This window comes from Roseibium sp. (assembly GCF_965233565.1).
Taxonomy (GTDB): domain Bacteria; phylum Pseudomonadota; class Alphaproteobacteria; order Rhizobiales; family Stappiaceae; genus Roseibium.
In genome coordinates this window covers 4459655-4475282 of sequence record NZ_OZ247494.1, presented here as the reverse complement: position 1 = coordinate 4475282, position 15628 = coordinate 4459655, and the positions used below count along the sequence as shown (strand labels likewise).

The window sequence follows — 15628 nt, the reverse complement described above, 5'->3', positions numbered from 1 at the left end:
GGCCGCGCAAGGGCGCGGCTCACGCAAATCGCAGCACGTGCTCACCTGAAATCAGCAATTTCTCAAACCGCTTCAGTGCAGCCGAACGCCCTGCCGTTTCAGTTCTGCCTGCAGCAGACTGATGTCCATCGCCTCAAGATCGATGCCGTGTTTTACCGAAATCGCGGCGGCAACACCGGCCCCCTGACCGGTCACCGTGCAGCACATCATGTTGCGCGTCGCCGCATGGCTGACCTTGTCCCCGCCGGTAGCCCTGCCGGCCACCAGCAGATTGCTGACGCCTCTCGGCAGCATGGTGCGGTAGGGCAGCTGGAAATAGCGTCCCGTCGTCGGCAGGATCAGGATGCCGTAGCCGTCGATGAATTCCGGGAAGATGCCGACGCTGTCGCCGAAGCGCCCCTGCTCTCTCACATCCTCGCCCGTCATGTTATAGGCCGCCAGGATCTTGCGGGTGTCGCGGATGCCGATGGTCATACCGAAATTGCGCAGCTTTGCCGCCTCGCAGCCGGGCTGGTAGCGCTTCAGCGCCTCGACCGCCATCATCGCCTGGCGGCGGCCCTCAATCTCGTTGCGGGTCATGGAGGCCGGGTCGGTGCCGTCACATTCCGGCAGATGCACCAGGTTCAGATAAGTGAGATCGCCGCTGTCATAAACAGCGCCCCAGGTGCCGGAAATCGTCTGCAGCGCCGGCGGGATGATCCCGCTGTCCATCGCCTTTTCGAACGGCTTGCGCAGGAAGGGCGAGAACATCTTGTCTTCCTTGCCCGTGGTTTCCACCGACCATTCACCGCTTTCCCAGTCCTTATAGGTCTGCGGGTCGGCCTTGATCGCCTCGATGAACTTCTTCTTGTCGACACCGTTCATGGAAAACATTACAGAGGCGGCCTGCATGTCCTCTACCGGTGTCTTGTGGGTTGCCGCGCCCGCGCGATAGGCAACATCCGCGTCGCCGGTCGCATCGATCACCTTTTTGGCAAGGATAGCTTCCCGGCCCGCCTTGCTTTCGGTGATGATGCCGCGGATTTCGTTCCCGTCCATGATCGGCGCTGCGAAGGCCCTGTGCAGCATCGGGTGAATGCCGGCTTCCTCAACCAGATTGTCGGCCACAAGCTTGAAGCCTTCGGCGTCGATTGCGTCGCTGTCGGACTGGGGTTCGGGCGTTGTTGCCCCGGCTTCGCGAGCACGGTTCTCAAATTCCCGGCCGACGCCTTCCGTGTCGACGGTCTGTTCGTGCCGATACCAGGCAAAGCCTTCCACACCTACGGCGGTGATATTGCCACCAAAACAGCCGAAGCGTTCCACCAGGGTCACTTCGACCCCGGCCCGGGCAGCGCCGAGAGCGGCCGCCAGACCGCCTGGCCCGGAGCCGACAACCAGAACATCGGTTTCATGGATCACGTCAATTTCGCGCGCAGGTTCGGTTATCTTTTTCACGCTTCCTCACAGAAGTCTCTTGATGGGATGAGGGTCAGGTCAGACGGAGGGACGGTACAGTCTGCCGCCAGAGACCGGATGGCCGACGCCCGTGGTCTCCGGATAGGTGGTCGGCAGTCCTGCCAAAAGGCGCGCGCCCAGAAAGGCCATCGCCTGGGCTTCAAGAGCGTCCCCGTCAATTTTGTATGTGTCGGCGGAGACCACGTCCCCTGAAAGCCTTTCAGACAGAAGCCGCATCAGGACGGGATTGTGCCGGCCGCCACCGCAGACAAGCCAGAGACGTGGCGTTGCCGGCAGCAAGGCTTCCGATCTGGCGATCGCCTCCACCGTGAAGGCAAGCAATGTCGCCGCGCCGTTTTCCAGGCCCAGGCCCTCGGCGAAATCCCCGGAAAAACTGTAGCGGTCGAGGGACTTCGGACCGGGCGCCGACAGGAACGGATGCTCAAGAGCTCCAGCCAGCCTTTCCGCGTCCACCTTGCCACGTGACGACAGCATCCCTCCGGCGTCATAGTCCCCAGCACCGTGCCCGCGCACCCAGTCATCCAGGAGTGCGTTGCCCGGGCCGATATCAAAGGCCAGGATCTCGTCGCCGCTGATGAAGGTCAGGTTGGAAACCCCACCGATATTGAGGAAACAGAGCGGCTCATGTTCTGCTCCGACCAGGGTTTTGGCGAGCGCCCGATGATAGGCCGGGACAAGCGGCGCCCCCTCACCGCCTTCCGCCATGTCGGCCAGACGAACATCTCCGATGATCTGGAGACCGAGTTCATCTGCCAGCGCCTGCGGGTTGCCAAGCTGCACCGTTTCACCCGCCTTCGGGTCGTGCCAGACCGTCTGTCCGTGAAAGACAATGGCGTCCGGCTGGAGGCCATGCGTCTGCAAAAAGGTTCGAATGACGGCGGCATGATCTGCCGTCACCGCAGCTGCAATCTCCGGCCAGGCCCCCCGGTCCGCACCCTTGCGCGCAGCTGCCGTCAGCACATCCTCTTTGGTCTTGGCGCGATAGCCCGCCGTCTCGGCCGGGCCGAACCGCGTCACCGTCCGGCCATCGGTGTTGATCTCGGCGAGATCAATACCGTCCGCCGAGGTGCCGCTGATCGTGCCGACAATCGACCAGCCGGTCATAGGCTGTCCTGAACGCTTTTCAGGCTGGCTTCGGCGATGTCGAACATATCATTGACCTGCGCCTCGCTGATGATCAAAGGAGGGCAGAAAGCCATGGCATCCAGCATGTTGCGCGAGATCAGCCCCTTGTCCAGGAAGACGGCATTGGTCTTGCCGCCCAGCGCGCCCGGCGTTGCGGCCAGCGCTTCGTGGTGCAGCTCCGCCGCGCCGATCAGGCCGATGCCGCGGGTCTCGATCACCAGCGGGTTAGCGCCAAGCTCCGCCAGTCGTTTCTGGAAAACCGGCGCAATCTCCCGCACATGCGCGACCAGCTCCCGCTCCTCGATGATCTTCAGATTTTCCAGCGCAACGGCCGAGGCCACCGGATGGCCGCTGCCGGTATAACCGTGCCCCAGCACACCGATCTTGTGACTCTCGTCTGCGATCGGCTGATAGACCTTGTCGTTGATCAGCAGAGCCGAGATCGGCTGGTAGGACGAGGACAATGCCTTGGACAGCGTCATGATGTCCGGCTGCAGCTTGTAGGTTTCCGTGCCGAACATGTTGCCAGTCCGGCCGAAGCCACAGATCACTTCGTCAGCCACAAACAGGATGTCGTATTTCTTCAGGACCGGCTGGACGGCCTCCCAATAGCCCTCGGGCGGCACGACCACACCGCCTGCGCCCATCACAGGTTCTGCGAAGAAGGCGGCAATGGTTTCCGGACCTTCCGCCAGGATCAGGTCTTCCAGATCCTGTGCGCAACGTTTGGCAAAACCGGCCTCGCTTTCGCCATCCCTTTTCTGGGTGCGGTAATGCGGGCAGGTCGTGTGCAGAACCTGCGGGATCGGCAGATCGAAGGACCGGTGATTGTTGGGAAGCCCTGTCAGGCTGGCCGAAGCGATGGTCACACCGTGATAGCCGCGGACACGGGAAATGATCTTCTTGCGCTCCGGCTGGCCCAGTGCGTTCGAGCGGTACCAGATCAGCTTGATCGCGGTGTCATTGGCCTCGGAGCCCGAATTGGTGAAATAGACCTTCGACATCGGCACGGGCGCCATTTCGATCAGCTTTTCGGCCAGCTCGATCGACGGTCCATGGGTCTTGTAGGTGAAGGTGTGATAATAGGGCAGCTTCTCCATCTGACGTGTCGCCGCCTCCACCAGACGTTTTTCTCCAAAGCCGACGGCCACGCTCCAGAGACCGGCCATGCCCTCGATGTAACGCTTGCCGTTGATGTCCTCGACATAGATGCCCTCGCCCTTGTCGATCACCAGCGCGCCGGTTTCCTCCTGCTGTCGGGCATTGGCATAGGAATGAAGCTGAAAGGCCGTATCGCGGGCTTCAAGGGAGTTGGGCAAGTGTGCCATCTGGTCTCTCGTTCAAAGGCGGCGGAAACAGGCTTTGCCGCGTCATGGACTCAGCTGCGGCAATTCCGTTGCGCACACGCTAATCCCGCCTGCGCCAAGGAGCAATTCCGTTCTGAAAATTTCCTGAGACCAATTGGCAGGCTTTGCCCGGTCTATGCAGCGCGCGGCTGCGGAACGCTGGTTTCGCCCACTGTTGCGTCGTCCTTAAAGGCTTCCGGGCTGAACAAAGGGCTGTTTGAGCATCTTTCCTTTCCACCAGGTCTCTCGGCTTCTCCTGGCAGGCAACAAAACTACCTTTGGGCGAAAAAAGATTGGAATCCGCCTTGTTTAAAACACTATTCCATCCTATCTGCGCTCCATCGATATTGCATGATGAACTTTGTGACTGCGCGGCTTACCGCGCCCCGAACGATCTTCCCTATCAATCTCGACTTCTCGCACCGTTTCGCATTCCGCGTGACGGGCAACACTCATGATCGATTGAAAGGTAATCGTTATGACCATTGGCACTGTAAAGTTCTTCAATTCCACCAAAGGCTTCGGCTTCATTCAGCCGGAAGACGGTGCAGCTGACGTGTTCGTTCACATCACCGCTGTCGAGCGTGCCGGCATGCCGCCGCTCGTCGAGGGCCAGAAGGTAAGCTTTGAAGTTGTCCAGGACCGCCGCACCGGCAAGTCCGCCGCAGACAACCTGCAGGCAGTATAAGGTCTCTTCCATAGCCCTGACCACGGATGTACTGGCAGGGACATGACAGACCAGACGAAAGGCCGGGAGAATTCCCGGTCTTTTTTATTGGCCCTTTGCATCTAAGCCAGTCGTAAGCGGCACCTGCCGGCAAGCCATATTGACTGCCGCTACTGGAAATAGATGTTGAACCTGTCGCGAATGGCCCGGTCTATCTCCGGGTCAACAACGTTTCCGGCCGCTGCCAGGATTTCGTTCTTGCGCGCAATCGCCGTGTCGAGCAGCACCGGTTTTTCCGCTTCCGCCCATTCCTTCGGGCTCATCCGGTTGGCAACACTGGGATAGACATATTCCGTCTGCATCAGGCCCAGCGTCTGGGCAGAACCAAGATAATGACCCGGCCCGTCAACGCAGATGTCCTTCATGACCTCGATGGACGTTGAATCCTCGGTCACCTCGATCCCCCGGACCAGGCGCATGGCCTGGCCGAGAAGATCGTCCCCCAGAACCAGGCTTTCCAGACAGAAGCCGAGCAGGGACGCATGAATGCCGACGGCCTCGTAACACATATTGAGGCCCGCAAGCCCGGCGAGCGCATTGGTCATGCCCTGCTCCCAGCCAGCCTGCATGTCGGGCAGCTTGGAATCGGAAATGCCGGATGCCGCGCCACCGGGAAGGTCGTAAAAGCGGTGCATCTGCGCACAGCCGGCCGTCAGCAGCGCCTGTTCCGCCGAACCGCCGGACATGGCCCCGGTTCTGAGATCCGAGACAAAGGGCCAGGTACCGAAGATGGCCGGCGCGCCCTTCCTGATCGCGTTCACATAGACCAGCCCTGCGAGACATTCGGCCACCGCCTGCACAATGGCGAGCGCGACCGGCGCCGGGGCCGTCGCCCCGGCCTGTCCGGCGGACAGAAGCAACATCGGCATGCCGCGCCGGACGCAATCCTCCAGCACCATGCAGCTTTCCGTCGCAAATTTCATCGGCGGCACGACAAAACAGTTGGAGTTGCTGACAAAGGGCCGCTCCAGCCATTTGTCCTCGCCACCGGCGACCATGTAGATCAGGTCGAAACAATCCGCGACATGGGCAGGATCGCTGAAGGATGTGCCGACATGTTTACGGGTCCCTGCCAGGCAGCCATAAAGCGTGTTGAGGTCCATCTCCTTGTTGTCGAGCACATCGCGGCAGACCATGGTGCGCTGGTAGAAATGGATATTGTCCAGGTTGTCGACCAGCCGGGCGGCATCATAGAGGTCCTGCGCGGTGGACTCCCGGTAGGCGAGCGTGACCGGGTCGACCACATGCACTGCTGCGCCAGCCGTACCGTAATGCACATTGGAGCCGGTCAGGTGGAGATCGTGTTTCGGATCGCGAGCATGAAGGGTGATGTTGCGGCCGGCAACAGCCAGCATGTCCTCGACCAGGGATCGCGGGAAACGGAGCCGCCCGTCGTCGCCCTGAACCGCGCCGGCCGCCGTCATGACCTCAACGCCAGATTCCGGGGCTTGCGACAGGCCGATGGTTTCCAGAGCTTCCAGTGCCGCCTGGTGAATGCGCGCAATACCTGCGTCCGTCAGCGGTTTGTAATGCCCTCCCGGCATGCCCGGACGGATCGGCCGGATATCTTCCGCAAGTGGTGCCATGCGGGCGGCCCGCCGCGCCTCGCGCCCGCCTGCCCGTCGTGACCGGCGGACCTCCAGATTGATAGCTTCTTCCGACATGGCGTCTCTCCCAAGACTTAAAAAGCTGCCTTCGCTTGTGTTTTTCTCGAAGGCCCGGTTCGCTCAGAGGCGGACCCGTTCCGATTTCGGGTCGTACATCGGTGCCAGCGAGGCATCGGCTTTCACGCGCTGCCCTGCGACCTCAATCTCATAGTGCGAGGCAAGCAGGCTGGACCCGTCTTCTCCCCTGGACGGCACGTAGCCCATGCCGATTGCCCCACCCAGGTGATGGCCATAGGCACCTGAACTCAGGTAACCAACGATCTTGCCATCCCGGAGGATCGGTTCGTTGTGGTAGACCATGCATTCCGGCTCGAGCAGCCTGAACTGCATCATGCGCCGTTGCAGGCCCTCATCCTTCTTGCGCAGGACGGCGTCCCGTCCGATGAAGGCAGGCTTTGCCGTCTTCACCGCAAACCCGAGCCCCGCCTCCAGAACATGATCCTCGCAGGTGATGTCATGGCCGAAATGACGGAAGGCCTTTTCGATGCGGCAACTGTCCATCATGTGCATGCCGCAGAGTTTCAAATCGACATCCGCTCCGGCCTCCCAGAGCGTTTCGAACACGTGGGCGGCCATGTCTGTAGAGACGTAGATTTCCCAGCCGAGTTCGCCCACATAGGAGACGCGGTGCACCCGGGCAAGGCCCATGCCGATCTCGATCTCCTGGGCGGTACCAAACGGATTGACCGCATTGGAAAAATCGTTCGGACTGACCGCCTGCAACAGTTTCCTGGAATTCGGGCCCATGACGGCAAGCACACCTTCTGCTGCCGTCACATCGGTCAGAACAACCTGATGGTCGCCGACATGGCGGCGCATCCAGGCCTGGTCCTTCGGCCGGGTGACCGCCGGGGTCACCACCAGATAGGCGGTCTCCGACAGACGGGTCACCGTCACATCTGCCTCGATGCCGCCTGCTTCGTTCAGGAACTGGGTGTAGACGATCTTGCCGGCGGCAACGGACATCTCCGCCCCGCAGATGTGATTGAGATAGGCTTCCGCATCCCGGCCCTCGACCCGGATCTTGCCGAAGGAAGACATGTCATAAAGGCCGACATTTGTGCGCACGGCCCGGTGTTCGGCCGCCTGGTTGGCAAACCAGTTCTGCGGGCCCCAGCTATACTGATATTCCCGTTCCTGACCATCATCGGCGAACCAGTTGGCGCGTTCCCATCCGCCGATTTCACCAAAGACGGCGCCGCGGGCCTCCAGATGGGCATGAAACGGCGTGCGCCTGACACCTCGGGCCGTTGCCTTCTGCCGGTAGGGATAGTGATCGGCATATAAAAGGCCGAGCGTCTCCTTGGAGCGTTCGAACAGATAATGACTGTTGCCCTGGAAGGGCTGGTTGCGCGCCACGTCGACATCGCCGAGGTCGAATGGTTTTTCGCCTGTATCCATCCAGGCCGCCAGCGCCATGCCGGCCCCGCCCGCAGACTGAATGCCGATCGAATTGAAACCCGCCGCCACCCAGTAATTGTCGACTTCCAGCGACAGGCCGAGATTATAGGCATCGTCCGGCGTGAAGCTTTCCGGTCCGTTGAAGAAGGTATGGATGCCGGCTTCCGCGAGCAGCGGCAGTCGATTGACCGCGCGCTCCAGGATCGGCTCGAAATGATCGATGTCCTCGGGCAGCTGGTCGAAGCAGAAATCCTCCGGGATCCCGTCCATGCCCCAGGGCTTGGCATTGGGTTCGAAGGCCCCGAGCAGGTACTTGCCGGCATCTTCCTTGTAATAGGCGCATTCATCGGGCACCCGCAGCACCGGCATCTGTGTGAGCTCCGGGATCGGCTCGGTGACGATGTAAAAATGCTCACAGGCGTGAAGCGGGACGTTCACACCGGCCATCCGGCCGATATCGCGCGCCCACATGCCTCCGCAATTGACCACGTGATCCGCTTCGATCTCGCCACTCTCGGCGCCCCTCTGCCAGGCGACGGAGCGGGCCCGGCGGCCCTCAACCCTGATGCCGGTGACTTTCACGCCTTCCACAACGAGACCACCTTGCTGGCGGGTCCCCTTGGCGAGAGCGAGCGCGATGTTGGCCGGATCGCCCTGCCCGTCCGTCGGCAGCCAGACGCCGGCCTTGACGCCCTCGATGTTCAGATGCGGATAACGCTCCTTCACCTCGGCGACCGTCATCTCCTCCACGGGAACCCCGAAGGCGCGCGCCATGGAGGCACTGCGGAAAAGTTCTTCCTTGCGCGCCTCGGTCAGGGCCACCGAAACGGATCCGACTTCCCGGAAACCGGTAGCAAGGCCCGTTTCCGTTTCAAGTCCGCGATAAAGGTCGGCGGAATATTTGGCGAGCTTGGTCATGTTGGCGCTGGCGCGCAGCTGACCGATCAGGCCCGCCGCGTGCCAGGTCGTGCCGCAGGTCAGCTGCTTGCGCTCCAAGAGCACCACATCGGTCCAGCCCAGCTTGGTCAGATGGTAGGCGACAGAGCAGCCGACAACACCACCGCCGATGATGACAACACGCGCTTTGGTGGGAAGGTTCGGCATCAGGGCAGTCTCCGACGGCAACGGGTTTCAAGGTCTCGGCACATCAGCATCATGCCCGGATCCGCTCGTTGTCCGGGTCCCAGAGCGGCCTGTCTTCCTGCACCACCGCGTGGCAGCGCTCGCCAAAGATCTCGACCTCGATTTCCGTGCCTGGAGCCGTCAGGTCGGCGCGCAGCATGCCGAGCGCGATCGACTTCCCGATCCGGTAGCCCCATCCGCCCGAGGTCACCTCGCCGACGACCTGTCCGTCATGCCAGAGCGTCGACATGTAAGGCGCGTCTGCGTCGCCCGCCGCCACGGTCAGGGTGACGAACCGCTTTGTCACGCCGCGCTGTTTTTCCGCCAGTAGCGCTGCCTTGCCCGGAAAATCCTGCGGCTTGTCGAACTTGATGAAACGCTCAAGCCCGCCTTCCAAAAGGCTGTAGTCGGTCGAGAGATCGCCCTTCCAGGTGCGGTAGCCTTTTTCCAGGCGCAGCGAGTTCAGTGCCCACATGCCGAAGGGCCTGGCGCCCGCCGCCAGAACGGCCTCGTAAATAGCAGGCATCTCCTCCGCCCGGGCGTGGATTTCCCAACCGAGCTCGCCGGCGAAACTGACCCGCGCCAGCAGTGTTTCCTTGCCGGCGACCGTCGCCGTCTGGATCGACAGCCAGGGCAAGGCAAGATCGGCGTCTGCAAGATCCTGGAACAACGCACGCGATTTCGGGCCGCAGACAATCAGCGTGTCGTAGTCGCGCGTGCGGTCGCTCAGCTCCAGCCCGTCCGGCAGAGCGTGTTGCAGCAGCTCCCAGTCATGCCATTGGGCCGTTGCGGCGGTGATCAAGGTGAACCGGTCTTCATCGTGCCTGAGGATCGACATTTCGGTCAGGATGCGGCCGCGGTTATCCGGGAAATAGCCGAGATTCATGCGGCCGACCTTCGGCAACGCTCCGGCGATCCTGCCGCGCAGCCAGTCCGCGGCACCTGCGCCGGAAAGGTCGAACCGCGAAAAACCGGGCAGGTTCAAGACACCGACACCGTCGCGCACGGATTCGCACTCTTCCCTGATCCGCTGCTCCCAGGGGCCGGACCGGTTCCAGGTATGGGTGCTTTCGTCTGACAGATCGTCTCCCGGCCGGGCGAACCAGTTGGCCCGCTCCCAGCCGTTATAGGCTCCCATCACGCCGCCTTCCGCCTTGACCCTGTCATGGACGGAGGAAAGCTTGCGGTCCGGTGCGGCGGGCCAGCGATGCCAGGGGAAATGCATGGCATATTCGTGGCCGTAGATTTCCTTGGCCTTGGCCACGCAATAGTCGTGATCGGTATAGTCGGTGTAGCGGCGCGGGTCGCAGGACCACATGTCCCATTCCGGCGCCCCTTCTGTAATCCACTCCGCAAGCACCTTGCCGGCCCCACCGCCCTGGGCGATGCCGAAGGTGAAGACGCAGGCCTCGAAGGCATTTGGCACGCCCGGCATCGGCCCGATCAGGGGATTGCCGTCCGGCGCATAGGGGATCGGACCGTTGATGACCTTGCTGAGACCCGTTGTGCCAAGCACCGGCACACGGGCAAGCGCATCCTCGATGTAAAATTCCAGACGCTCCAGGTCGTCGGGATAAAGCTGGAAGCTGAAATCCTCGGGCAGCGGATCGTCCGGGCTCACCCAATGCGCCCGGCAATTGCGCTCATAAGGGCCGAGGTTGAAACCGTTCTGTTCCTGCCGAAGATAATAGGACGTGTCGACATCGCGCAGGAGCGGCAGCTTGTGGCCGACTTTCTCGGACCAGTCCCTGACTTCTGCGACCTCTTCAAACAGCAGATACTGATGGCTCATGGTCGCCATCGGCACGGTGCGCCCACCAAAGGGCTTGAACCACTCGCCGACACGCTGCGCATAGTAGCCGGCGGCGTTCACGACGAATTCGCAACTGATATCGCCCTTCTCGGTATGCACGATCCAGGCGCCGTTTTCTCTTGAGACCCCCGTTGCCGGTGTGAAACGCAAGATCCTGGCACCCATCGCCCGGGCGCCCTTCGCCAGCGCCTGCGTCACCTGCGCCGGATCGATATCGCCGTCGGCCGGATCGTAAAGCGCACCGGCAAGGTCATGGGTTTCCAGGAAGGGGTACTTGTCCTTGATCTCGTCGACGCCGAGAATTTCCAGGTTCATGCCCTGGTAGAGGCCCATGCCCCTGGCGCGCTGAAACTCCTGCATGCGTTCCCTGGAATGGGCAAGACGGATCGATCCGGTGACATGATAGTTCATCGGATAGTCGACCTCTGCACCGAGGCGCGCATAAAGCTCGGTCGAATAGCGCTGCATGTTCATGATCGACCAGGACGTGGAGAAGGTTGGCACATTGCCGGCCGCATGCCAGGTCGATCCGGCCGTCAGTTCGTTTTTCTCCAGAAGCACGCAATCGGTCCAGCCGGCCTTGGCCAGGTGATAAAGCGCGGATGTGCCGACCACGCCACCTCCGATGATCACCACGCGTGCCGATGTTGGCATGCTGCTCATATCCGGTGCCTCCCTGCGTTCGAACACAAAGAGTGTTGATCCGGTTCTGCTTGTTTTCAAGTTGTCGGATGCTCCATTATTAATCGAAGAATCCGATTAGAAAGAGGTGCGCTCGCATGCTGATCGATCATATCGAGACGTTTCTGGATCTCTGCGAAACGCGGAATTTCAACCGCACCGCGGACAGGCTCGGCCTGACCCAGTCCACCGTCTCGGCACGCATATCCGCGCTTGAGAAAACCCTTGAAGCCAGGCTTTTCAACCGGTCTCGCTCCGGCACGGAGCTGACGACGGAGGGGCTCCGGTTCGAACCCCACGCCAGAGCGATGCGCCATGGCTGGGCGGAGGCCCGCAACGCTACCCGCTTTGCCGGTACCCGGGTGGTCTCGATCCGGATCGGCATTCAGCACGACCTGATCGACCGGCGCATCAGTGACCTGATCGCAAATTTCAGGGCTGCGCTCCCCGACACGGCTTTCTTCTTCGAGGCCGATTATTCCAACCAGATGTGCTCCGATCTCATTTCCGGCGCCGCGGACCTGGCGATCCTTTTTTCACCGCGCCAGCATCCGGACCTTCACTATGAGACCATCGGCGAGATCGCCTATCGGATGGTCACGACCGAGACAGACCAGCTGGTGGAGGTCACACCGGAGAGGTACATCCTGGCCAATTTTTCGCCTGCCTTCGCCCATGCCCATGCGGCGCTCCACCCGGGCCTAGCCGAAGCACCGCTCTCTATTGGTCAGAACGCGGCGATTGCCGGCATGCTGCTGTCGCTCGGCGGCACCGCCTACGTGTTGAAACAGGCAGCCGATGAGCTGGTTTCCGAGGGGAAATGCCGGTTCGTGCCGGACGCGCCACCGATCTCCCAGACCGTCTATGCCGCTATCAACATGCGCAACCGCCACCGCAATGCTTTCCGCCGCCTGATCCGCATCCTGCGCGACAGCTTCTTTCCGGCCCCGGGACGCCGGTGAACCGGGGCGCTGTCGCACTGCAACTTTCAGCATGTGCCCCATTCCCCGAGCAGGTAGAAGGCGCCCCAATCCCGATAAGCCGGATACAGCGTACGGGTCTTGCGCATCGCTGTACCGAAGGCGTCCCGGCGCTCCTTGTTCTCTGCAAGCAGTCGATAGAATTCCTCGAAGAAGGTCTGCGCCGCTCCCGACTCGACTTCCCACAAGGTGCCGACGATGCTTTCGGTACCCGCCAGCAGAAGTGCAGCCGGCAAGCCCCGGATATTGTCGCCGATGTCCACCCGCCCCAGTGCGCTCTCGCAGGCGCTGAGCCCGACAAGAGCCAGCCCTTCCAGATCATGCCGCAACAGTTCCCAGGCCTCGACCAGGCCATCATTTTCCTGATCCGGAAACAGATAGACAGCCTGGAAGGCCGGTGCGGCGACACGATGCCTGCCGTGGCTGGCAAGATGCAGGATGCGCGTAGACTTCAATGCTTCCACGAAGCTCGTCTCGGTTGCCTGCGAATCAACCAGCGCGTCCGTTCCGAAAATCCCGGCAACCTTACCGACTTCCTCCAGCGCCTTGGGCAATGGTGACAGGCCGTGCGGTTCTCCGTTTTCAAAACCAAGACCAAGCGCTGCGAATGGCTGCCGGCCGGCGGCCTTGCTGCCGACAGGCGCACGTGCACCGAGATGCCGCCGGAGCAGACAGAGATTTGGGAGCGCCGTCACGGCCCAGTCTTCCGCCAGCGGCCTGCCGTTGAGCGGCAAGAGATGGAACGGGAAGAAATGGAAGGCGGCATGCGGTGCAACAACAATGTGGTCCTTGCCCTTTTTCCGCAACTCCGTCAGATGCTCGGCCATCCCGCCACCAAGCAGCATTCTGCTTGCAACCCCAAGCGCCTCTTCCGCCTCGGGCGTCAGGTCGGCTGGCCCGGGTTCCGACAACAACTCCGAGCGCCAGGCGCTGACGCTCAAGCCGAACCAGTCCATGGTCGCGCTGTACCGGTCGTCCGACACTTCGATCGCCGCAGGTGGCAGCTGCCCTTTGCCGAGCGCAGCAAAACAGGTCTCGTCCGAAATGCAGATCGTGAACAGGGCATGTTCGCCGCCAGTGGTTTTGGCGTTGAGCTGAGCGATCAGCACCGCCCGCTTGTCCAGGCTTTTCTGCAGGTCCGAAAACTGCATGATGGTTTCAAGCGAGCGCGTTCGCGGGGTCAGCTCGCGCTCGATCCTGGCATCAAACGCCACCTGGAGATTTTCCAGGACTTCCTCTGCCGTGTTGCCCCCAAGTCCCTCCCCGGCACCGAGGAAAGACGACAGCAGCATGTGTTCATCCAGGCCGGTGTCGTCCGTCGCCTGGTCTGCAGGGACCACTTGCTTCCGCGTCTTCTGGATCCGATCAAGAAGCGCGCGTGCATCTGCGTCGAGGCCAACCGGTTTCCAATCATCCCAGGCGCTCGCAAACGCCCCGCCCTTGGCCCCTTGCAGGATCAGAGCAAGCAGCTCCGCATTAAGACGCCGTTCTCCCATTCCGAACACGCTGCCCGTAACTTCCGCCCATGCCCTGGCAACGACCTGCCTCGCCCCAACGCCACCGATCGATTCCAGCCCGACAGCGGTCTCGGCAAGCGACACGGCAAGCCGCAATCCGGTTTCGTTGTTGTCGGCGTCGAGAAGATCCAGGGCCTGGTTCAGCGCAGAGACCGCCTGCTCGGGTGCTTCCGCGGCCACAAAATACCGGAGCGCCTGCATGTAGTTCGTGATGGCATCGGCAGGCCGGCCGTCATTCAGGCAATTCACCGCCTCGTTGAAGGACAGATTGCCGAGCAGGATCAACAGGAAATCGTGTGACTTGCGTTCAAGCTCCGGGTCCCAGGCAATGGCCTTCTGAATGATGGCGTGACCGTGTTTTTCTAGGTCAAAATTGCTCGTCATCGCCGCCAGACCAATCAGCATCCTGGCCACGTCTTCCGGATCCGCACTGCCTTCGATTGCCTGTACTGCTGCTTCAGCGCCCCTTTGCGCCAACGTCTCCGCAATGCCTGGCACATTCGCCTCCAGGAGGCTGCTCAACACATTGGCCTTTGACACAGCAAGGGTTCGCCGATCAGCTTCCAGCTTGTGTTTGCGGGCCAGCGCGGCTGCTCGATCCAGAAGCAGCACCGCATCGCCATATCTCTTGCACCCATGCAGGTGGTTGGCAGCCTGTCCGAGTTCCGTCACACGCATGGCAGGCTTCCGGGCGTCATCCTCCGCGATGGCCTCCGGACCCAGCAGGGCCTCGACGGTCGGCGACACGTCGTCCGCATCCTCGTCGTCAACATAGGCGAGGATGTTTTTCAGCGCCACTTGCACGGCCTCGTTGCCGTCCTCCAGGACAAGAGCCAAGGCCCGGCGCGCCGTTGCTGCAACTTCTTTGCGCGCCTCGGCACCACCCGCAATTTCGCGCCACAACAGGGCCTCTGCGAGCGCTTTCAAGGTTCGGCCCTGTCTGTCTCCGACCAGCGCTTCTTCTGCCGCCCTGAAATAACCGATGGCAAGTTCCAGACCGTCGAGGACATCCGGCAACGTCCGCTCTTCAGGCGGCCCCCAGGAGGCTGAATCAAGGCCATATTCCGCGTCCAGCCGGCCAAACCAGGACTGGATCTGCATGTGAAATTGCGCGCTGGAACGTCCGCCGACATAAGGATCGAGGTGCAAGACACCCAGTTGATGCTGAAACCGGGCGGCACGCGCCGCGTCGTTCAGCCCCAACGCGTTCTCAATGATCGCCTCGCCGCGGCGCTTGGCGTCGAAAAAGATCCGGCCGTCGGGAATATCCGCCGTTGCTCTCGTCGCAACCTCAAGCCAAGCACTGACGGCCGCATCCTGCATCTGCGATCGGGCCAAAGCGTCAGTCCGGGCATCAAGTGCTGCAAGAAGCAGGCGCATGCGCTGAACGGCGCTTCGCCAGTCCCCACCATGGGCATCGTGCTCGGCATAGGCGCACAGGGTGTCAACATAGAGCGGCGCCAGGGCGTTCCCGGCATCGGCACTTGCGGCCTGCTTCAGGGCAAGCGTTTCGGAAATCTCGCCCGAATTCCATCGAAGCTGAAGGCGTTCAACCGGACCGTCACCGAGCGGAAATCCCTGCCGGGACTCCAGAATATGTTTGCCCAGTGACTGCGCCACGTGGAGCCTGTGCTCTGCAATTTGTCTTGCCTCTGGCGGCAGAGACGACACGGCAGCGGACAGGTCCGGTTCGGCGACGGCGTCGGTCAGGATCGGATGCGAGGTCAGGAAGGCATAGGCCTGATCCTTGTCTTCGATCCGGCAGAAGTCTTCAAAGAAAACCAATAGTGACAT

The 15628-nt window shown here is 61.7% G+C and carries 9 protein-coding genes; 2 read left to right on the top strand and 7 right to left on the bottom strand.

Annotated elements, in window-relative coordinates; genetic code table 11:
* Window positions 1-72 precede the first annotated feature (72 nt).
* Genes ACO6TG_RS20450 through ACO6TG_RS20440 form a run of 3 tightly spaced genes read right to left on the bottom strand, consistent with a single transcriptional unit; the run spans window position 73 to window position 3908 of the window.
* Entirely contained in the window at window positions 73-1434 is a 1362-nt protein-coding gene (locus ACO6TG_RS20450) for an FAD-dependent oxidoreductase (protein WP_422374896.1), read from the bottom strand.
* Between the two features lie 39 nt (window positions 1435-1473).
* Entirely contained in the window at window positions 1474-2559 is a 1086-nt protein-coding gene (locus ACO6TG_RS20445; protein ID WP_422374895.1) for an anhydro-N-acetylmuramic acid kinase, read from the bottom strand.
* Window positions 2556-3908 carry an aspartate aminotransferase family protein gene (locus ACO6TG_RS20440; RefSeq protein WP_422374894.1) on the bottom strand — a complete coding sequence of 451 codons (1353 nt, stop codon included), beginning with the start codon at window positions 3906-3908 and terminating at the stop codon, window positions 2556-2558. The genes ACO6TG_RS20445 and ACO6TG_RS20440 overlap by 4 nt, the downstream gene beginning before the upstream one ends.
* Before the next feature lie 496 nt (window positions 3909-4404).
* Between ACO6TG_RS20440 and ACO6TG_RS20435 the strand changes: the two genes are divergently transcribed.
* Window positions 4405-4614, top strand: coding sequence for a cold-shock protein (locus tag ACO6TG_RS20435; protein ID WP_422374893.1), 210 nt, complete (start codon window positions 4405-4407; stop codon window positions 4612-4614).
* A 149-nt stretch (window positions 4615-4763) separates the two neighbouring features.
* On the opposite strand, the gene ACO6TG_RS20430 is transcribed toward ACO6TG_RS20435, so the two are convergent.
* The 3 genes from ACO6TG_RS20430 to ACO6TG_RS20420 form a co-directional block, all read right to left on the bottom strand.
* Window positions 4764-6317 carry a trimethylamine methyltransferase family protein gene (locus tag ACO6TG_RS20430; RefSeq protein ID WP_422374892.1) on the bottom strand — a complete coding sequence of 518 codons (1554 nt, stop codon included), beginning with the start codon at window positions 6315-6317 and terminating at the stop codon, window positions 4764-4766.
* Between the two features lie 63 nt (window positions 6318-6380).
* A complete protein-coding gene (locus ACO6TG_RS20425; protein ID WP_422374891.1) occupies window positions 6381-8825 on the bottom strand; it encodes a GcvT family protein in 2445 nt (814 codons plus the stop codon).
* Between the two features lie 49 nt (window positions 8826-8874).
* Complete coding sequence (locus ACO6TG_RS20420; RefSeq protein WP_422374890.1) at window positions 8875-11319, bottom strand: GcvT family protein; 2445 nt, start codon at window positions 11317-11319, stop codon at window positions 8875-8877.
* Between the two features lie 116 nt (window positions 11320-11435).
* Here ACO6TG_RS20420 and ACO6TG_RS20415 point away from each other — a divergent pair, with 116 nt between their 5' ends.
* Window positions 11436-12299 (top strand): LysR family transcriptional regulator, encoded by an 864-nt coding sequence (locus tag ACO6TG_RS20415; protein WP_422374889.1) that lies wholly within the window; start codon window positions 11436-11438, stop codon window positions 12297-12299.
* Window positions 12300-12325: 26 nt separating this feature from the next.
* Here ACO6TG_RS20415 and ACO6TG_RS20410 read toward each other — a convergent pair whose 3' ends face one another.
* A complete protein-coding gene (locus ACO6TG_RS20410; protein WP_422374888.1) occupies window positions 12326-15628 on the bottom strand; it encodes a CHAT domain-containing protein in 3303 nt (1100 codons plus the stop codon).

Bases quoted from the DNA above. Each gene is read 5' to 3' on its own strand.
- ACO6TG_RS20435 (WP_422374893.1), top strand. From the start codon at position 4,405: ATGACCATTGGCACTGTAAAGTTCTTCAATTCCACCAAAGGCTTCGGC.
- ACO6TG_RS20445 (WP_422374895.1), bottom strand. From the start codon at position 2,559: ATGACCGGCTGGTCGATTGTCGGCACGATCAGCGGCACCTCGGCGGAC.
- ACO6TG_RS20430 (WP_422374892.1), bottom strand. From the start codon at position 6,317: ATGTCGGAAGAAGCTATCAATCTGGAGGTCCGCCGGTCACGACGGGCA.
- ACO6TG_RS20420 (WP_422374890.1), bottom strand. From the start codon at position 11,319: ATGAGCAGCATGCCAACATCGGCACGCGTGGTGATCATCGGAGGTGGC.
- ACO6TG_RS20410 (WP_422374888.1), bottom strand. From the start codon at position 15,628: ATGTCACTATTGGTTTTCTTTGAAGACTTCTGCCGGATCGAAGACAAG.
- ACO6TG_RS20415 (WP_422374889.1), top strand. From the start codon at position 11,436: ATGCTGATCGATCATATCGAGACGTTTCTGGATCTCTGCGAAACGCGG.
- ACO6TG_RS20440 (WP_422374894.1), bottom strand. From the start codon at position 3,908: ATGGCACACTTGCCCAACTCCCTTGAAGCCCGCGATACGGCCTTTCAG.
- ACO6TG_RS20425 (WP_422374891.1), bottom strand. From the start codon at position 8,825: ATGCCGAACCTTCCCACCAAAGCGCGTGTTGTCATCATCGGCGGTGGT.